Annotated in this window: 18 protein-coding genes and 4 tRNA genes; 18 read left to right on the top strand and 4 right to left on the bottom strand. The window is 58.3% G+C overall.

What is annotated here, in order from left to right:
- Positions 1-23 precede the first annotated feature (23 nt).
- Entirely contained in the window at positions 24-785 is a 762-nt protein-coding gene (gene chbG, locus ACUXAC_RS16055) for a chitin disaccharide deacetylase (protein ID WP_387443237.1), read from the top strand.
- 9 nt (positions 786-794) lie between these two features.
- Here the strand turns inward: chbG and ACUXAC_RS16060 are convergent, their stop codons facing one another.
- Positions 795-2,174 (bottom strand): MFS transporter, encoded by a 1,380-nt coding sequence (locus tag ACUXAC_RS16060; protein WP_387443239.1) that lies wholly within the window; start codon positions 2,172-2,174, stop codon positions 795-797.
- Between the two features lie 243 nt (positions 2,175-2,417).
- Here ACUXAC_RS16060 and pncC point away from each other — a divergent pair, with 243 nt between their 5' ends.
- The 3 genes from pncC (at position 2,418) to recX (ending at position 4,655) form a co-directional block, all read left to right on the top strand.
- A complete protein-coding gene (gene pncC, locus ACUXAC_RS16065; RefSeq protein WP_147839750.1) occupies positions 2,418-2,906 on the top strand; it encodes a nicotinamide-nucleotide amidase in 489 nt (162 codons plus the stop codon).
- Between the two features lie 111 nt (positions 2,907-3,017).
- On the top strand, positions 3,018-4,082 hold the full coding sequence (gene recA / locus ACUXAC_RS16070; protein ID WP_060425321.1) for a recombinase RecA: 1,065 nt from the start codon (positions 3,018-3,020) through the stop codon (positions 4,080-4,082).
- Positions 4,083-4,142: 60 nt separating this feature from the next.
- Entirely contained in the window at positions 4,143-4,655 is a 513-nt protein-coding gene (recX, locus tag ACUXAC_RS16075; RefSeq protein ID WP_060440746.1) for a recombination regulator RecX, read from the top strand.
- A 40-nt stretch (positions 4,656-4,695) separates the two neighbouring features.
- On the opposite strand, the gene ACUXAC_RS16080 is transcribed toward recX, so the two are convergent.
- A complete protein-coding gene (locus tag ACUXAC_RS16080; RefSeq protein WP_162091232.1) occupies positions 4,696-4,839 on the bottom strand; it encodes a hypothetical protein in 144 nt (47 codons plus the stop codon).
- Here ACUXAC_RS16080 and alaS point away from each other — a divergent pair.
- From alaS to luxS, 10 genes are all read left to right on the top strand, one after another.
- A complete protein-coding gene (gene alaS / locus ACUXAC_RS16085) occupies positions 4,789-7,416 on the top strand; it encodes an alanine--tRNA ligase (RefSeq protein ID WP_387443244.1) in 2,628 nt (875 codons plus the stop codon). The two genes, ACUXAC_RS16080 and alaS, sit on opposite strands and share 51 nt — an antisense overlap.
- 252 nt (positions 7,417-7,668) lie before the next feature.
- A complete protein-coding gene (gene csrA, locus ACUXAC_RS16090; protein ID WP_004091602.1) occupies positions 7,669-7,854 on the top strand; it encodes a carbon storage regulator CsrA in 186 nt (61 codons plus the stop codon).
- A 310-nt stretch (positions 7,855-8,164) separates the two neighbouring features.
- A tRNA-Ser gene (locus ACUXAC_RS16095) sits at positions 8,165-8,257 on the top strand.
- 3 nt (positions 8,258-8,260) lie between these two features.
- Positions 8,261-8,337, top strand: a tRNA-Arg gene (locus tag ACUXAC_RS16100).
- A 61-nt stretch (positions 8,338-8,398) separates the two neighbouring features.
- A tRNA-Arg gene (locus tag ACUXAC_RS16105) sits at positions 8,399-8,475 on the top strand.
- 53 nt (positions 8,476-8,528) lie between these two features.
- Positions 8,529-8,605: transfer RNA gene (locus ACUXAC_RS16110), tRNA-Arg, on the top strand.
- Between the two features lie 175 nt (positions 8,606-8,780).
- Positions 8,781-9,347 carry a fructose-1-phosphate/6-phosphogluconate phosphatase gene (yqaB, locus tag ACUXAC_RS16115; RefSeq protein ID WP_033637176.1) on the top strand — a complete coding sequence of 189 codons (567 nt, stop codon included), beginning with the start codon at positions 8,781-8,783 and terminating at the stop codon, positions 9,345-9,347.
- On the top strand, positions 9,344-9,772 hold the full coding sequence (locus ACUXAC_RS16120; protein ID WP_004932520.1) for a YqaA family protein: 429 nt from the start codon (positions 9,344-9,346) through the stop codon (positions 9,770-9,772). The genes yqaB and ACUXAC_RS16120 overlap by 4 nt, the downstream gene beginning before the upstream one ends.
- Before the next feature lie 82 nt (positions 9,773-9,854).
- Positions 9,855-11,417, top strand: a complete 1,563-nt coding sequence (gshA, locus tag ACUXAC_RS16125; RefSeq protein WP_387443256.1) for a glutamate--cysteine ligase — start codon at positions 9,855-9,857, stop codon at positions 11,415-11,417.
- 166 nt (positions 11,418-11,583) lie between these two features.
- On the top strand, positions 11,584-12,099 hold the full coding sequence (gene luxS, locus ACUXAC_RS16130; RefSeq protein ID WP_019455133.1) for an S-ribosylhomocysteine lyase: 516 nt from the start codon (positions 11,584-11,586) through the stop codon (positions 12,097-12,099).
- Between the two features lie 66 nt (positions 12,100-12,165).
- Here the strand turns inward: luxS and ACUXAC_RS16135 are convergent, their stop codons facing one another.
- On the bottom strand, positions 12,166-13,455 hold the full coding sequence (locus ACUXAC_RS16135) for an HlyC/CorC family transporter (protein WP_038871814.1): 1,290 nt from the start codon (positions 13,453-13,455) through the stop codon (positions 12,166-12,168).
- Positions 13,456-13,497: 42 nt separating this feature from the next.
- Positions 13,498-14,289: a cytochrome C assembly family protein gene (locus ACUXAC_RS16140; RefSeq protein ID WP_004932506.1), complete on the bottom strand. Its 792-nt coding sequence runs from the start codon at positions 14,287-14,289 to the stop codon at positions 13,498-13,500.
- A gap of 169 nt (positions 14,290-14,458) precedes the next feature.
- On the opposite strand from ACUXAC_RS16140, the gene ffh reads away from it, so the two are divergent.
- From ffh to trmD, 4 genes are all read left to right on the top strand, one after another.
- Complete coding sequence (ffh, locus tag ACUXAC_RS16145; RefSeq protein ID WP_004932504.1) at positions 14,459-15,820, top strand: signal recognition particle protein; 1,362 nt, start codon at positions 14,459-14,461, stop codon at positions 15,818-15,820.
- A 214-nt stretch (positions 15,821-16,034) separates the two neighbouring features.
- On the top strand, positions 16,035-16,283 hold the full coding sequence (gene rpsP / locus ACUXAC_RS16150) for a 30S ribosomal protein S16 (RefSeq protein WP_004932501.1): 249 nt from the start codon (positions 16,035-16,037) through the stop codon (positions 16,281-16,283).
- Positions 16,284-16,301: 18 nt separating this feature from the next.
- Complete coding sequence (gene rimM / locus ACUXAC_RS16155; RefSeq protein ID WP_019455135.1) at positions 16,302-16,850, top strand: ribosome maturation factor RimM; 549 nt, start codon at positions 16,302-16,304, stop codon at positions 16,848-16,850.
- Positions 16,851-16,902: 52 nt separating this feature from the next.
- On the top strand, positions 16,903-17,670 hold the full coding sequence (gene trmD, locus ACUXAC_RS16160; protein WP_004932485.1) for a tRNA (guanosine(37)-N1)-methyltransferase TrmD: 768 nt from the start codon (positions 16,903-16,905) through the stop codon (positions 17,668-17,670).
- Positions 17,671-17,672: the final 2 nt, after the last annotated feature.

Raw genomic sequence — 17,672 nt, forward strand, 5'->3', positions numbered from 1 at the left:
AAATCCATCTCGCGGGAGCCATTATGGAAAAACTACTGATCGTGAATGCCGACGACTTCGGCCTGAGCAAGGGGCAAAACTACGGCGTCATCGAGGCGTATCAGCATGGCGTGGTTTCTTCTACCACGGCGATGGTGAACGGCGGCGGCGCCCAGCACGCGGCGGCGCTCAGCCGGCAATATCCGGGGCTGCCGATCGGGCTGCATTTCGTTTTGACCCATGGCAGGCCGCTGGGCGCCATGCCTTCGCTGGTCAACGAGCATGGCGAACTGGGTAAATGGCTGTGGTGCCGCGCCGAGGCCGGCGAGCTGCAGCTGGACGAGATTCAGGAGGAACTGCAGCGCCAGTTCGCGCGGTTTGTGACGCTGTTCGGCAGGCCGCCGACGCACATCGACAGCCACCACCATGTGCATATGCAGCCGCAGATTTACCCGCTGGTGGAGGCGTTTGCGCAGGCGCAGGGTCTGCCGCTGCGTCTCGATCGCGAAGAGGCGAAACGGCGCGATATTACGTTGCAGACGCTCTGCAGCACCGACGCGTTTGACGCGGGATTCTACGGTGAAATGATTTCCGAAGCCTTGTTCCTGCAGCGGTTGACGCGCGCCGACGAGCAGGGCGCCGAGTCATTGGAAATGATGTGCCATCCGGCGTTCCTTGACGCGACGATCCTGCAGAGCAAATACTGTCATCCGCGCCTCGTCGAGCTGGATGTGTTGACCGCGCCGACGCTGAAAGCGGCGATCGCCGAACGCGGTTTTATGCTGGGCTCCTTCCAGGATCTGTAGCGCCGCCGTTTACAGCATGGCGTGCGCCTTTTTCAGGCCGGTATCCTCTTGCGGATCGGCCCCCTGAGGCAGGGGCTCCGCCTCCTGTTCCTCGGGCTGCGGCTCGTCGACATCGGGCGCCGCTTCCGGCGGCGGCATGGTGTCGTGAATGATCTGCTCATCGAAGGTCGGATTGAGCGCCGGCGACAGCGGCGAACTGGCGAGGCTGTCCGGCAGCGGAATATGCGGCACCGGTGCGTCCTGCGCCAGCTGAGGTTCCTCCGCTTTCGCCGTGCGGCTGAGGGCCGCCAGCAGCACGCCGCACAGGGCGAAGAAGGCGTACAGGATATTACCGCCAAGCGGCTCGATCAGCGCGCCGACCGCCAAGGGCCCGATGCTGGCGCCGACGCCGAACGCCATCAGCAGGCAGGCGGCCAGCGATACGCGGCGCTCCGGCTCAATCAGATCGTTGGCCAGCGCCACTACCAACGGGTAAAGCGTAAACTGCAGCATGCTGACGACGAATCCCACCGCCAGCAACAGCGGGAAATCGATGTGCGGCAGCAGCGCCAGCGGCAGCGCCGCCACGATCAGGAAAATAGCGTTGAGTCGCATCAGCAACGGGCGGCTATAGCGATCCGACAGCCAGCTGAGTGGGAACTGCGCCACCAGCCCGGCGAAGATGGCCAGTGCCATGAACAGGCCGGTTTGTTGAGTGGTTAAGGACTGCAGGCTGGCATAGACCGGCGCCAGCCCGTAAAACGAGCCCACCACCATGCCGATCACCAACGTGGTGGCCAGCACCTTGGGAATGGCGCCGACAAAGTAGCGCAGCTCCATCGGCGCCGGCGACATGTGGCGCGCATTGGTGCGGGTGGTGAGGGCGATGGGCACCAGACAGAGCGCGAAGCACAGCGCGATCACCAGCAGCGTGGTGATGCCCAGGTTGCTTTGCAGCATCAGCACGATCTGGCCCAGCGACATGCCGAGATAGGTCGCTGCCATATAGAAGCCGAACACCATGCCGCGCTGGTTGGATTCCGCCTGGTCGTTCAGCCAGCTTTCCAGCACCATGTACTGACACATCATGCACAGCCCGATCACCAGGCGCAGGGCGACCCAGGCGGGAATGAACTCCGTTAGGCCGTGCCCCAGCACCGCAGCGGTAATGATGCCGGCGCAGGCCACGTAGGCGCGGATATGCCCGACGCGGGCGATGAGAAAGTGGCCCACCTTGCCACCGATCACCAACCCGATGTAGTTGGCGGCGATGATGGCGCCGATCAGCGCGCTGCTGACGTGGATGGAGGCCAGCCGCAGCGAGACGTAGGTGGTGAGCAGGCCCGAGCCCAACAGCAGCAGCAGGGTGGTGGTGTACAACGGCAAGAATACGGCCAACGTTTTTTTCACGCTATCATCCTAATCTCTTCTGGTGCGCCCTGAGGCCGCCGCCGCAGCGTGCCGCCTCCGTGATGTTCCTTGTGCTGGTGCGCCGCCGCTCGCTGGGGCGCTTCTTTTGATACTAGCAGCTTGGCTGGGCGCTTAAAACCGCACCTCCTGCGAGGTGCTGCGCATTTCCACGCGTCGGCCGCCGCATCGCCTTGATAAATGCTACTATCGGGCGCATATACCTGAATTCGCGAGGGAGAGGTTATGAGTGAAAACCAACTGCGCCGGCTCAGCGTGCTGGTGGGGGAAAAACTGAAGGCGCAGGGCCGCTGGATCACCTGCGCAGAATCCTGCACCGGCGGCGGTATTGCCAAGGCCATTACCGATATCGCCGGCAGCTCCGCCTATTTCGATCGCGGTTTCGTCACCTACAGCAATGCGGCGAAGCATGACCTGCTAGGGGTGCGCGAAGCCACGTTGGCGGTGCACGGCGCGGTCAGCGAAGAGGTGGTGCGCGAGATGGCGATAGGGGCGCTGCGGGCGGCGCAGGCCGATCTGGCGCTATCGGTGAGCGGCATCGCCGGCCCGGACGGCGGCAGCGCGGAAAAGCCGGTCGGTACCGTGTGGTTCGGCTTCGCCGGCAGCGATGGCCGGGGGCTGTCGCGTAAGATGCAATTCGAGGGCGACCGCGACGCGGTGCGGCTGCAGGCGACGATTTTCGCGCTGCAAACCGCCATCGACGAATTTTTGTAAATTAGGCTTGATACTGTATGACCATACAGTATAATTAGTGACATTTCCTGCACAACATACATTCAGTGGCAGTGTGGGGTAACACCGGCATTGCGAAACGAAGGAGCAAAAATGGCTATTGATGAGAACAAGCAAAAGGCGTTAGCTGCGGCACTGGGCCAGATTGAGAAACAGTTCGGCAAAGGCTCCATCATGCGCCTGGGTGAAGACCGCTCCATGGACGTGGAAACGATCTCCACCGGCTCACTGTCACTCGATATCGCTCTGGGCGCCGGCGGCCTGCCGATGGGCCGCATCGTCGAAATCTACGGCCCGGAATCCTCTGGTAAAACTACCCTGACGCTGCAGGTGATCGCCGCTGCGCAGCGCGAAGGCAAAACCTGTGCGTTCATCGATGCCGAGCACGCGCTGGATCCTGTCTATGCGAAAAAGCTGGGTGTCGATATCGACAACCTGCTGTGCTCCCAGCCGGACACCGGCGAGCAGGCGCTGGAAATCTGTGATGCGCTGACCCGCTCCGGCGCGGTTGACGTTATCATCGTCGACTCCGTGGCGGCGCTGACGCCGAAGGCGGAAATCGAAGGTGAAATCGGCGATTCGCACATGGGCCTGGCGGCACGCATGATGAGCCAGGCGATGCGTAAGCTGGCCGGCAACCTGAAAAACGCCAATACCCTGCTGATCTTCATCAACCAGATCCGTATGAAAATTGGTGTGATGTTCGGCAACCCGGAAACCACGACCGGCGGTAACGCCCTGAAGTTCTACGCTTCGGTGCGTCTGGATATCCGCCGCATCGGCGCCATCAAAGAGGGCGACGAAGTGGTGGGCAGCGAAACCCGCGTGAAAGTGGTGAAGAACAAAATCGCTGCGCCGTTCAAGCAGGCTGAGTTCCAAATCATGTACGGCGAAGGCATCAACAGCCGTGGCGAGCTGGTCGATCTGGGCGTGAAGCACAAGATGATCGAAAAAGCCGGCGCCTGGTACAGCTATAACGGCGAGAAGATCGGTCAGGGCAAGGCGAATGCCTGTAACTTCCTGAAAGAAAACCCGGCTATCGCCGCTGAGCTGGATAAGAAGCTGCGTGACCTGCTGCTGCACAGCGGCGGTGAACTGGTGGCCGCTTCCGGTGACGACTTCGAAGACGACGAAGCGGAAACCAGCGAGCAGTTCTAATCGCTGAAGATATGCGCCGCCGTTCGTGTGGCGCATATCCCATAAATTCAGGCTTGAATGATGAATGACTTGCTAAGCCGCGCCATGCGCCTGCTGTCGCAACGCGATCATAGTGAAGCTGAACTGCGCCGCAAACTTGCGGCGCAGCCGTTTGTGGCGAAAGCCCGTTTTGGCGGCAGGGGGCCACATGCGCCGGCATCATCGCCGGGGGCTGAAGAGCCGGTGGATCCTGCGCTGATCGAGCAGGTTATTGCCTACTGTTACCAGCATAATTGGCTAGACGATAAGCGTTTCGCTCACAGCTACATCGGCAGCCGCAGCCGCAAAGGTTACGGTGCGCAGCGTATCCGCAGTGAACTGATGCAAAAGGGCGTCGACAAAGCGCTGGTGCAGGACGCGCTGGCGGAATGCGACATCGACTGGTGTGAACAGGCGAAACAGGTGGCGCAGCGAAAATTTGGCGATGCGTTGCCAACCGACTGGAAAGAGAAAGCCAAAGTGCAGCGCTATCTGCTCTATCGCGGCTTCTTCCAGGAAGAAATTCAGTCAATTTACCGTGATTTTGCGCAATGAGCGCACACGGGGTTTTACTTCCCTCTGAAGAAAATTTATCTTATCCCCACTTTTTGTTCGTGAGCTGGTTGTCATCGTCGGGATGACGCGTCACCGGCTCACGTGTCGTTATTCTAGCCTTTCCAGGAAAATTATGAGCAAGAGCACCGCTGAGATCCGTCAAGCGTTTCTCGATTTCTTTCATAGTAAGGGTCACCAGGTTGTAGCGAGCAGCTCCCTGGTGCCTAACAATGATCCGACATTGCTGTTTACCAATGCCGGCATGAACCAATTTAAGGATGTTTTCCTGGGGCTGGACAAACGCGCCTATTCCCGTGCCACCACCTCGCAGCGCTGCGTGCGCGCAGGCGGCAAGCACAATGACCTGGAAAACGTCGGCTATACCGCCCGTCACCACACCTTCTTTGAAATGCTGGGCAACTTCAGCTTCGGCGATTACTTCAAGCATGACGCGATCAGCTACGCGTGGGAACTGCTGACCGGTGAAAACTGGTTCAACCTGCCGAAAGAGCGACTGTGGGTCACCGTGTATGAAACCGATGACGAAGCGTTCGACATCTGGCAGAAGCAAATCGGCGTACCGGCCGAGCGCATTATCCGCATCGGCGACAACAAGGGCGCGCCTTTCGCTTCCGACAACTTCTGGCAGATGGGCGACACCGGCCCATGCGGCCCGTGCACCGAGATTTTCTACGATCACGGCGATCACATCTGGGGCGGCCCTCCTGGCAGCCCGGAAGAAGACGGCGACCGCTACATCGAGATCTGGAACATCGTTTTCATGCAGTTCAACCGCCAGTCCGACGGCACCATGCTGCCGCTGCCGAAACCTTCGGTGGATACCGGTATGGGCCTGGAGCGCATCGCGGCGGTGTTGCAGCATGTGAACTCCAACTACGAAATCGATCTGTTCCGTACCCTGATCGCCGCCGTGGCAAAAGTGACCGGTGCAACCGATCTGGACAACAAATCCCTGCGCGTTATCGCCGACCACATCCGTTCCTGCGCCTTCCTGGTGTCGGATGGCGTGATCCCGTCTAACGAAAACCGCGGCTACGTGCTGCGCCGCATCATTCGTCGCGCGATCCGCCATGGCAACATGCTGGGCGCGAAAGACACCTTCTTCTACAAGCTGGTGGCGCCACTGATCGAAGTGATGGGCCCGGCGGCCGACGAACTGAAACGCCAGCAATCGTTGGTGGAGCAGGTGCTGAAAACCGAAGAGGAGCAGTTTGCCCGCACGCTGGAGCGTGGCCTGGCGCTGTTGGACGAAGAGTTGGCCAAGCTGCAGGGCGATACCCTGGACGGCGAAACCGCTTTCCGTTTGTACGATACCTACGGCTTCCCGGTCGATCTGACCGCTGACGTCTGCCGCGAACGCGGTCTGAAAGTCGATGAAGCGGGCTTTGAAGAAGCGATGGAAGCGCAGCGCCGCCGTGCGCGTGAATCCAGCGGTTTCGGCGCCGACTACAACAGCCTGATCCGCGTGGACGGCAGCAGCCAGTTCAGCGGTTACGATCACGACGAGCAGCAGGCAACTGTCATCGCGCTGTTCCGCGACGGCCAGCCGGTCGATCAGATCAATGCCGGCGAAGAGGCGGTGGTGGTATTGGATGAGACGCCGTTCTACGGTGAATCCGGCGGCCAGGTCGGCGATAAAGGCGTGCTGAAAGCCGCCGGCGTAGAGTTTGTGGTCAACGACACCCAGAAATACGGCCAGGCTATCGGCCACCAGGGCAGACTGGCGCAGGGCTCGCTGAAGCTGAACGATCGCGTGGATGCGCAGATAGACGCTGAGCGCCGCAACAGCATCCGTCTGAACCACTCCGCGACTCACTTGCTGCACGCCGCGCTGCGCCAAACGCTGGGCGACCACGTCGCGCAGAAAGGCTCGCTGGTTAACGACAAATATCTGCGTTTCGACTTCTCGCACTTCGAAGCGATGAAGCCGGAGCAAATCCGCGCGGTGGAAGATCTGGTGAACCAGCAGGTGCGTCGTAACCTGCCGGTACAGACCGAGCTGATGGCGTTGGAAGATGCCAAAGAGAAGGGCGCGATGGCGCTGTTCGGCGAGAAGTACGATGACAACGTGCGCGTACTGACCATGGGCGACTTCTCCACCGAGCTGTGTGGCGGTACTCATGCCAGCCGCACCGGCGATATCGGTCTGTTCCGCATTCTGAGCGAGTCGGGCACCGCGGCGGGCATTCGTCGTATTGAAGCGGTGACCGGCGCAGGCGCTATCGCCACGCTGCACCAGCAAAGCGATTTGTTGCAAGACGTTGCGCAGCTGGTTAAGGGCGACAGCAACACACTGAGCGATAAAGTGCGCTCGGTGCTCGATCGCACCCGCGCGCTGGAAAAAGAACTGCAGCAGCTGAAAGATCAGCAGGCGGCGCAGGAAAGCGCGTCGCTGTCCAGCCAGGCAAAAATGGTTAACGGCGTGAAGCTGTTGGTCAGCCAGTTGGACAATGTCGAAGCCAAAATGCTGCGCACCATGGTGGATGACCTGAAAAATCAATTGGGTTCGGCCATCATCGTGTTGGCAACGACGGCTGATGACAAAGTCAGCCTGGTTGCAGGCGTGACCAAGGATCTGACTGACCGCGTGAAAGCCGGCGAGTTGATCGGCAACGTGGCGCAGCAGGTAGGCGGCAAGGGCGGTGGTCGCCCGGATATGGCGATGGCGGGGGGGACGGATATCAACGCCCTGCCAGCGGCGTTAAACAGCGTAGAAGCCTGGGTGGCCTCGAAGCTGTGAACATAAATAAATAGCACGCACAAACGCCATAATACTTTGTTGATTATGGCGTTTTCATACTGTGCTAACACAATTTAGTTACAATTGCGGGAACAAAGTTTTTCAGGTCGGCTAAACTTACCATTATCTGAGGTGGGACCAAGTCTGCTTACACTTATTGTGGGTTGCGCGGCTTACGTTTTCACCACATATGATGGATAATGACGGGGAAACTGAGAGACCCGACTCTTTTAATCTTTCAAGGAGCAAAGAATGTTAATTCTGACTCGTCGAGTTGGTGAAACCCTCATGATTGGCGATGAGGTTACGGTCACTGTGCTAGGGGTAAAAGGCAACCAGGTGCGTATTGGTGTGAACGCCCCCAAAGAGGTTTCAGTTCACCGTGAAGAAATCTATCAGCGCATTCAGGCAGAGAAGTCTCAGCAGACGACTTACTGATTCCGAAGCAGCGTCTCGTTGCCAGACGAGACGCTACTGCATCGTTTTACCCACTTCTTTCGTTCTCCCCTCTCTTTTTCGTGATTATTTTCCCGGTTAGTTTCCTGCTTTATTGCTGCAGACGTTGCGGTTGCCTGTTGATAAAACGCCATTTTTGCCGTGAAATCGCCCATGTTGGGTGCGAATTGTGCAAACGCACATGAGTTGGGAAAAATTGTTTGACTTAAAAGTCGGAGAAAGTAATATGTGCGCCACGCAGTGCCGATGAGCTTCTCCAAAGCAAGTTAGGCACAATTCGAAAGAAGCGTATGGTGAGGTGGCCGAGAGGCTGAAGGCGCTCCCCTGCTAAGGGAGTATGCGGTCAAAAGCTGCATCCGGGGTTCGAATCCCCGCCTCACCGCCATTTGCATCCGTAGCTCAGCTGGATAGAGTACTCGGCTACGAACCGAGCGGTCGGAGGTTCGAATCCTCCCGGATGCACCATATTTTGCAGTATGGTGGGGTAGTAACAACGTACCATACGGTATCAAAAAAGAATTCCTGTGCATCCGTAGCTCAGCTGGATAGAGTACTCGGCTACGAACCGAGCGGTCGGAGGTTCGAATCCTCCCGGATGCACCATTCTTTCCGTCATGCTTCGTTAGTGAAGTAGGCAAGCAGTAAAAAATAGACATGCATCCATAGCTCAGCTGGATAGAGTACTCGGCTACGAACCGAGCGGTCGGAGGTTCGAATCCTCCTGGATGCACCATCTAAGAGAAACCCGCTTCGGCGGGTTTTTCGCTTTTCAGCATTTAGCCATTCTCTCTCCCCCGTCCTCCTTTGCGCCCGATCGGGCACAGCACATTCCGTTATGACGCAGTCAGCGACAACCCAACGGCTTTACGCTAAAGTAGTTTTCTTTCCTCAACGATCATGGAGTAACGATGTACGACCGCTATCAGGGTCTTATTTTCGACATGGACGGCACGATTCTGGACACCGAGCCAACGCACCGCAAAGCGTGGCGTGAAGTGCTGTCCCGTTATGGCATGACGTTTGATGAAGCGGCCATGGTGGCGCTGAGCGGTTCACCGACCTGGCGCATCGCCCAGGCGATTATCGCCAGCCATCAGGCCGATCTCGATCCCCATCACCTGGCCGCGGAGAAAACCCGCGCGGTGGAAGCGATGCTGTTGGACAGTGTGCGTCCATTGCCGCTGATCGAGGTGGTGAAGTCCTATCACGGCCGCCGTCCGATGGCGGTCGGTACCGGCAGCGAGCACCGCATGGCGGAAATGCTGCTGCGTCATCTCGGCCTGTTCAACTGCTTCGACGCGATCGTCGGTGCGGACGACGTGCAGCGCCACAAACCGGAGCCGGACACCTTCTTGCGCTGTGCCGAACTGATCGGCGTGCCGCCGGAAAAATGCGTGGTGTTTGAAGACGCCGATTTCGGCATTCAGGCGGCGAAAAGTGCCGGTATGGCTGTGGTAGACGTCCGTACGCTGTGAGTAGTACGCTAGCCGTAATATCGTTATTTGGCAGTAGCTTCCTCAGTGCGACGCTGCTGCCGGGAAATTCAGAAATCGTTCTGGTCGCCTTGCTGACCCAGAGTCGCGTCTCGCCGGAGTTGCTGGTGCTGGCCGCGACCCTGGGCAACACGCTGGGTGGCTTGACCAATGTCATTATCGGGCGCCTGTTACCGGCGTTGAAACCACAGCGGGGGCTGGCAACGGCGCTCGGGTGGCTGCAACGCTTCGGCCCGGCTGCGCTGCTGCTCAGCTGGGTGCCGGTGGTGGGCGATTTGTTGTGCGTGTTGGCAGGTTGGCTGCGCATGCCCTGGGGCTCTGTCGCGCTGTTTCTGTGTATCGGAAAGGCGCTGCGTTACATCGTTTTGGCTATGATAACGGTACAGGGTATCGCCTGGTGGCAGTAACCAAGTGAATATAACTCAATATTCTCTCGGGTGCGGATTCAGTATGCTTACGAGTTATTGTTTTTAGAAGCGGGAGGTCAATTTGATCCCGGACGTATCACAGGCGCTTTCTTGGTTGGAAGCCCATCCCCAGGCATTAAAAGGCATTCGTCGTGGCATCGAGCGTGAAACGCTGCGGGTCACGCCGAACGGCACCTTGGCGACCACCGGGCATCCGGAAAAGCTGGGCGCGGCATTGACGCACCACTGGATCACCACGGATTTCGCCGAAGCGCTGTTAGAGTTCATTACGCCGGTTGATGACAACATCGATCACCTGCTGACGTTCCTGCGCGATATTCATCGTTACGTGGCGCGCAATATCGGCGATGAGCGCATGTGGCCGCTCAGCATGCCGTGCTTTATCGAAGCCGAGCAGGATATCGAGCTGGCGCAGTTTGGTTCGTCGAACATCGGCCGCATGAAGACGCTGTACCGCGAAGGGCTGAAGAATCGCTACGGCGCGCTGATGCAGACCATTTCCGGCGTGCACTACAACTTCTCGCTGCCGCTGGAGTTTTGGCAGGCCTGGGCCGGCGTGCAGGACGCAGAAAGCGGTAAAGAGCAGATCTCGGCGGGGTATTTCCGCCTGATCCGCAACTATTACCGTTTCGGTTGGGTGATCCCGTATCTGTTCGGCGCATCGCCGGCCATTTGTTCTTCGTTCCTCAAGGGGCGTGAGACCAATCTGCCGTTCGAGCGCACCGAGCAGGGGATGTGCTACCTGCCGTACGCCACCTCGCTGCGTCTGAGCGACCTGGGTTACACCAACAAGTCGCAGAGCAATTTGGGCATCACCTTCAACGATCTGCACAGCTATGTGGCCGGTCTGAAGCGGGCGATCGCGACGCCGTCCGAAGAGTTCGCCAAGATGGGCGTGAAAGAGGGCGATCGCTACCTGCAGCTGAACAGCAACGTGCTGCAAATAGAGAACGAGCTGTATGCGCCGATCCGGCCGAAGCGCGTGACCCAAAGCGGCGAGACGCCGTCGGACGCGCTGCTGCGCGGCGGCATCGAATATATCGAAGTGCGTTCGCTGGATATCAACCCGTTCTCGCCAATCGGCGTGGACGCGGTGCAGGCGCGTTTCCTGGATCTGTTCCTGGTGTGGTGCGCGCTGGCCGATGCGCCGGAGATGAGCAGCGATGAACTGCTGTGCACGCGCAAGAACTGGAACCGGGTGATTCTGGAAGGGCGCAAGCCGGGCCAGACCATCGGCATCGGCTGTGGCGCCAGCCATGAACCGCTCGAAAAAGTGGGTAAGGCGCTGTTCGCCGATCTGCGTCGGGTGGCGGAAGTGTTGGACGGCGAAGCCGGCAACCGTCAATACCAGCAGGTGTGCGATGAGCTGGTTGCCGCGTTCGACGATCCTGAGTTGACCTTCTCTGCGCGCATTCTGAAGGCGATGAAGGCGGAAGGCACTGGGCGCGTCGGGTTGCAGCTGGCGGAGCAGTATCGTCAGACGTTGCTGGAAGAGCCGTTGCAAATCCTGAACGAAGCCGAGCTGGATAAAGAGCGGGAAGCCTCGTGGCAGCGCCAACGCGACATAGAAGCCAATGATACGCTAAGCTTTGAAGCGTTCCTGAAGCAAAACGGCGGAAGCTGAAAAAGAAAAAGGCCACATCAATGTGGCCAAATATGCATCTCTGATGACAGGGATGATGATAACAAATGCGCGTCTTTCACATACTCAGACTCGCAGGGTTAGAAAAGGTTTCCCGGTTAGGAAAAAAAGTTTCGAAATAAATGCTCTTTTACGAGGAGGTAGCGAAATGCCATTGCTGGATAGCTTTACCGTCGATCATACCCGTATGGCAGCTCCGGCTGTCCGCGTTGCGAAAACCATGAAAACGCCTCATGGCGATACCATCACGGTGTTTGATCTGCGCTTTTGCCGCCCGAACCTGGAAGTGATGCCCGAGCGCGGCATTCACACGCTGGAGCACCTGTTCGCCGGCTTTATGCGTGACCACCTGAACGGCCAGGGCGTGGAGATTATCGACATCTCCCCGATGGGCTGTCGTACCGGTTTCTACATGAGCCTGATCGGCGTGCCGGAAGAGCAGCGCGTAGCCGATGCGTGGAAAGCGGCGATGGCCGACGTGCTGAAAGTGACCGACCAGCGCAAAATCCCTGAGCTGAACGAATACCAGTGCGGCACTTACCATATGCACTCGCTGGAAGAAGCGCAGGAGATCGCCAAGCACATCCTGGATAACGACGTGGTGGTTAACCACAACGACGAGCTGGCGCTGCCGAAAGAGAAGCTGCAGGAACTGCATATCTAGCCGCGAGTTTCCCGCAGAGATAAAAAAAGACGCGATTTCGCGTCTTTTTTACTTTCAGGCCGGCGGTCAGTGGTGGCCGACGCTGGATTGCAGCGAGGTGATCGGCGTGACCCGCACCTGTTTGATCATGTTGCCCTGCACGTCGAGAATGTCGATATCGTAGTGGCCGATACGCACCCGGGTGCCGGTTTCAGGGATCTCTTCCAGCTCTTCGAGCAGCATACCGTTGACGGTGCGAGCCTCGCTGGCCGGCAGGGTCCAGTTGAAGGCCTTGTTCAGCTCGCGCACGTTGGCGGTACCGTCGATCAAGACCGAGCCATCGCTCTGCGGCGTGACCTCTTCCGCCAACGTTGGTGACATCGAGGTGGTGAAGTCGCCGACGATCTCTTCGAGAATGTCTTCTACCGTGACCAGGCCCTGAATGTCGCCGTACTCGTCGACCACGATGCCGACCTTCTCTTTGTTACGCTGGAACTTCACCAGCTGAACGTTCAGCGGCGTGCCTTCCGGCACGAAGTAGATTTCATCGGCGGCGCGCAGCAGGTTCTCTTTGTTGAACTCTTTTTTCTCGGTCATCAGGCGGTAGGCTTCGCGCACGCGCAGCATGCCGATCGCGTCGTCCAGCGAGCTGCGATACAGCACGATGCGGCCGTGCGGCGAGTGGGTCAGCTGGCGCATGATCGACTTCCAGTCGTCGTTGACGTCGATGCCGACGATCTCGGTGCGCGGCACCATGATGTCGTTAACCGTCACCTTTTCCAGATCCAGCACCGAAATCAGCATGTCCTGGTTGCGTCGGGAGATTTGCGACTGGGATTCGCGCACGATAGTGCGCAGCTCATCCTTGCTGACGGCGTCGCTGATGCGCACGTTGGTGCGGATGCCGAACAGGCGCAAGGTCAGGCTGGTGATGCCGTTGAGCAGCCAGACCAGCGGGAACATCACCTTTTGCAATGGGGCCAGCAGGACGCTGCTGGGGAAGGCAATACGTTCCGGATAGAGGGCGGCGAAGGTCTTTGGCAGCACTTCGGCGAACAGCAGCACGGCGAAGGTCAGTATGCCGGTCGCGATCGCCACGCCGAGATCGCCATACAGCCGCATGCCGACGATGGTCGCCAGCGCCGAGGCGAGGATGTTGACCAGGTTGTTGCCGATCAGCACCAGGCCGATCAGTCGATCCGGTTTTTGCAGCAGCTTCTCCACCCGACGCGCCGAGCGGTTGCCCTGTTTGGACAGGTGACGCAGGCGATAACGGTTGAGCGTCATCATGCCGGTTTCGGAAGCGGAGAAGTAAGCGGAGACCACGATCATGATCACCAGGATAATGATGAGGGTCCCCGTCGACACATGCTCCAATGCAGTATTCCTTATAGAGAGGGAGAATTGAACCGGGCTGGCTTAGCGCACCATCACCTGCTGAATCAGACGGCTGCCGAAGTAGGCGAGCGTCAGCAGGAAGGCGCCGGCGAAGCTGAACCAGACGACGCGGCGGCCGCGCCAGCCTTCATGGTAATGGCCCCACAACAGCACGATATACACGAACCAGGCCATGATCGACAGCACGGCTTTATGCACGTTCTCTTTGCTGAACAGATTATCCATGTACAGCAAGCCGGTGCACAGGGTGAGCGTCAGCAGCACCACGCCGATCTGGGTGATATGGAACATCTTGCGCTCGATGCTCATCAGCGGCGGCATGTCGGCGCTAAAGGTCAACTTCTTGTTTTTCAGAAGGTAATCGAGCCAAGCGAGCTGCAAGGCGTAGAGCGCGGCGATGATCAGGGTAGCGTAAGAGAACAGCGCCAGGCCGATATGCACCATCAGTTCCGGGCTGGCTTCCAGGTGAGTGATGAATTCGCCGGGCATGAAGCTGGCGAAGGCCAGGTTGATCATCGCGAAGCTGTAGACGATCGGCAGCAGGAACCAGCCGCGGTCGCGCGAGGCGACGAAGGTCATCACCGAGCAGATGATCAGGCTGACGATGGAGCCAATGTTCAGCAGGCTGAGATTCTGCCCGGCGCTGACGTCAAAGATGCGCTGCTGCAGCGCGATGGCATGGCAAATCAGCGCCACCACCGCCGAGACGAGGGCAAGCCGACGGTATGCGCTGTTCTTCCGCAACAAGCTGGGAATGATCAGTCCAAGGCTGAGCAGGTAGGCCATCAAAGCCACAATGGAGAAAACTGGCATAGCGTTTAATTTTGCTTCGGCGTGGTTAATTGGAGTGTCAGTATAACGTTGCGCGCGTTTCACTCCAACCTATCTCCAACGCTGAGGCAGAGATCCGCCGCGCTTCGTGTTATCATCGGCGCAATTGTGTCGCCGGAGCGGCCTGTCATTACACGTTGAGCATGAGACGATGTTTGAAAATTTAACCGATCGACTGTCGCGCACGTTGCGCAATATCAGCGGCCGCGGGCGGCTGACCGAAGAGAATATCAAGGAAACCCTGCGTGAAGTGCGCATGGCATTGCTGGAAGCGGACGTTGCGCTGCCGGTGGTGCGCGACTTCATCAACCGCGTCAAAGAGAGCGCGGTCGGCCATGAAGTCAACAAGAGCCTGACGCCGGGGCAGGAGTTCGTCAAGATCGTCAAGGGCGAGCTGATCGCCGCGATGGGCGAAGTCAACACCGAGCTGAATCTGGCGGCCCAGCCGCCGGCGGTGGTGCTGATGGCGGGCTTGCAGGGTGCCGGTAAAACCACCAGCGTCGGTAAACTCGGCAAATTCCTGAAAGAAAAACAGAAGAAGAAAGTGTTGGTGGTTTCCGCGGACGTTTATCGCCCGGCGGCGATCAAACAGCTGGAAACGCTGGCGGAAGGCGTCGGCATCGATTTCTTCCCGTCTGACGTCAAAGAAAAACCGATCGACATCGTCAATCGCGCGCTGCAACAGGCCAAGCTGAAGTTCTACGACGTACTGATCGTCGATACCGCCGGCCGTTTGCACGTTGACGAAGCGATGATGGACGAGATCAAACAGGTGCACGCGGCGATCAAGCCGGTGGAAACCCTGTTCGTGGTCGACGCCATGACCGGCCAGGACGCCGCCAATACCGCCAAGGCGTTTAACGAAGCGCTGCCGCTGACCGGCGTGGTGCTGACCAAGGTCGACGGCGACGCGCGCGGCGGTGCCGCGCTGTCCATCCGTCATATCACCGGCAAGCCGATCAAATTCCTCGGCGTGGGCGAGAAGACCGAAGCGCTGGAGCCGTTCTACCCGGATCGCGTGGCATCGCGCATCCTGGGCATGGGCGACGTGCTGTCGCTGATCGAAGATATCGAAAGCAAGGTCGACCGCGAGCAGGCGGAGAAGTTGGCCAACAAGCTGAAGAAGGGTGACGGTTTCGATCTGACCGACTTCCTGGAGCAGCTCAAGCAGATGCGCAACATGGGCGGCATGGCCAACATGCTGAGCAAGCTGCCGGGCGCCGGCCAGCTGCCGGACAACGTCAAGTCGCAGATGGACGATAAAGTGCTGGTGCGCATGGAGGCGATCATCAACTCGATGACGCTGAAAGAGCGCGCCAAACCGGAAATCATCAAGGGCTCGCGCAAGCGCCGCATCGCGATGGGGGCCGGCATGCAGGTGCAGGACGTCAACCGCTTGCTGAAGCAGTTCGACGAAATGCAACGTATGATGAAGAAGATGAAGAAAGGCGGTATGGCGAAGATGATGCGCGGCATGAAAGGTATGATGCCGCCGGGCTTCCCAGGCCGCTGATGGGCCTCCGCACGCCGAGTGTGGGCGCTTTCAGCATTCGCCGTTCGCGGTGAAAACCGCCCGAAATTTGACAGGCAGCAAAAGTTGTCCCCTGCGATCGACGCTTTAGATTGCTTTTTGCGCCAAAATGAGTAAAATTTTCGGGCTTTTTATATTGCAACCGGGCCCCGTCCCTCAATGGGGCCCGGCTGTTTTATTAACTAAAGAGGATGTTATGGTAACAATTCGTTTGGCACGTGGCGGCGCTAAAAAGCGTCCGTTCTATCAAGTAGTAGTGACCGACAGCCGCAACGCTCGTGATGGTCGTTTCATCGAGCGCGTAGGCTTCTTCAACCCGATCGCTTCCGGTCAGGCTGAAGCACTGCGTCTGGACCTGGACCGCATCGAGCACTGGGTTGGTCTGGGTGCAACCGTTTCTGATCGCGTTCACGCGCTGATCAAAGACGCTAAGAAAGCAGCTTAATCTGTCGCGGTGGTGGCAATGAGCAAGCAACTCAAACCGGTAGCGCCTAAGCAGCCGATTGTACTCGGTAAAATGGGGTCCGCTTACGGCATTCGTGGTTGGCTCAGAGTGTTTTCATCCACCGAGAACGCCGAAAGCATTTTTGACTATCAGCCGTGGTTTATCCAGCAGGCGGGTCAGTGGCAGCATATCGAGTTGGAAGACTGGAAGCGCCACAGTCAGGATCTGATCATCAAGGTCAAAGGCATTGACGATCGGGACGCGGCGAATCTGCTGACTAATCGCGAGATTATGGTGGATTCTGAGCAACTTCCTCCGCTGGAGGGTGACGATTACTACTGGAAAGACCTGATGGGCTGCCAGGTAGTCACCACCGCCGGCTACGAGCTGGGTAAAGTCATCGATATGATGGAAACCGGCTCGAACGATGTGATGGTTGTGAAAGCGAACCTGAAAGATGCGTTCGGCATGAAGGAGCGGTTGATTCCGTTTCTTCATGGGCAGGTTATCAAGAAAGTCGATCTCACTGCCCGCGTGATTGAGGCAGATTGGGATCCTGGTTTTTGACCCCCGGATCAAACGGTCGAAGCAAGTGGAATAACGGTAAGGGGATTGGCTTGTGTTCATCGGTATTGTAAGCCTGTTTCCTGAGATGTTCCGCGCTATCACCGATTACGGGGTGACTGGCCGGGCAGTAAAAAATGGCCTGCTGAGCGTGCAGTGTTGGAGTCCTCGCGACTTCACCTACGACCGGCATCGCACCGTGGACGATCGCCCTTATGGCGGCGGCCCGGGAATGCTGATGATGGTGCAACCTTTACGGGAAGCCATTCATGCGGCGAAAGCAGCGGCAGGCGAGGGAGCAAAGGTGATTTATCTGTCACCTCAGGGGCGCAAGCTGGATCAAACCGGCGTGTGCGAACTGGCGGCCAATCAGAAGATGATTCTGGTGTGCGGCCGTTACGAAGGGATAGACGAGCGCGTAATCCAAACCGAAATTGACGAAGAGTGGTCAATCGGCGATTACGTTCTCAGCGGCGGGGAACTGCCGGCGATGACCCTGATTGATTCAGTCGCCCGTTTCATACCGGGTGTGCTGGGCCATCAGGCCTCAGCGGAGGAAGACTCCTTCGCCGACGGATTGCTGGACTGTCCGCACTATACCCGCCCAGAGGTGTTGGAAGGGATGGAAGTACCGCCGGTTCTACTGTCGGGCAACCATGCCGAGATACGTCGCTGGCGCTTAAAGCAGTCGCTGGGCCGAACCTGGCTTAGAAGACCTGAACTTCTAGAAAGCCTAGCTCTGACTGACGAGCAAGCGGTGTTGCTGGCTGAGTTCCAACGGGAACATCAGGCCAGGCAACAGGACTATGAAGGAAACGTCTGACA

It is taken from the genome of Serratia sp. 121840015-1 (assembly GCF_053627655.1).

What these genes read in the sequence shown, in the direction of transcription:
- rpsP (WP_004932501.1), top strand. Translation starts at nt 16,035, where the DNA reads ATGGTAACAATTCGTTTGGCACGTGGCGGCGCTAAAAAGCGTCCGTTC.
- recA (WP_060425321.1), top strand. Translation starts at nt 3,018, where the DNA reads ATGGCTATTGATGAGAACAAGCAAAAGGCGTTAGCTGCGGCACTGGGC.
- luxS (WP_019455133.1), top strand. Translation starts at nt 11,584, where the DNA reads ATGCCATTGCTGGATAGCTTTACCGTCGATCATACCCGTATGGCAGCT.
- recX (WP_060440746.1), top strand. Translation starts at nt 4,143, where the DNA reads ATGAATGACTTGCTAAGCCGCGCCATGCGCCTGCTGTCGCAACGCGAT.
- chbG (WP_387443237.1), top strand. Translation starts at nt 24, where the DNA reads ATGGAAAAACTACTGATCGTGAATGCCGACGACTTCGGCCTGAGCAAG.
- ACUXAC_RS16080 (WP_162091232.1), bottom strand. Translation starts at nt 4,839, where the DNA reads ATGAAAGAAATCGAGAAACGCTTGACGGATCTCAGCGGTGCTCTTGCT.
- ffh (WP_004932504.1), top strand. Translation starts at nt 14,459, where the DNA reads ATGTTTGAAAATTTAACCGATCGACTGTCGCGCACGTTGCGCAATATC.
- csrA (WP_004091602.1), top strand. Translation starts at nt 7,669, where the DNA reads ATGTTAATTCTGACTCGTCGAGTTGGTGAAACCCTCATGATTGGCGAT.
- rimM (WP_019455135.1), top strand. Translation starts at nt 16,302, where the DNA reads ATGAGCAAGCAACTCAAACCGGTAGCGCCTAAGCAGCCGATTGTACTC.
- pncC (WP_147839750.1), top strand. Translation starts at nt 2,418, where the DNA reads ATGAGTGAAAACCAACTGCGCCGGCTCAGCGTGCTGGTGGGGGAAAAA.
- ACUXAC_RS16140 (WP_004932506.1), bottom strand. Translation starts at nt 14,289, where the DNA reads ATGCCAGTTTTCTCCATTGTGGCTTTGATGGCCTACCTGCTCAGCCTT.
- yqaB (WP_033637176.1), top strand. Translation starts at nt 8,781, where the DNA reads ATGTACGACCGCTATCAGGGTCTTATTTTCGACATGGACGGCACGATT.
- alaS (WP_387443244.1), top strand. Translation starts at nt 4,789, where the DNA reads ATGAGCAAGAGCACCGCTGAGATCCGTCAAGCGTTTCTCGATTTCTTT.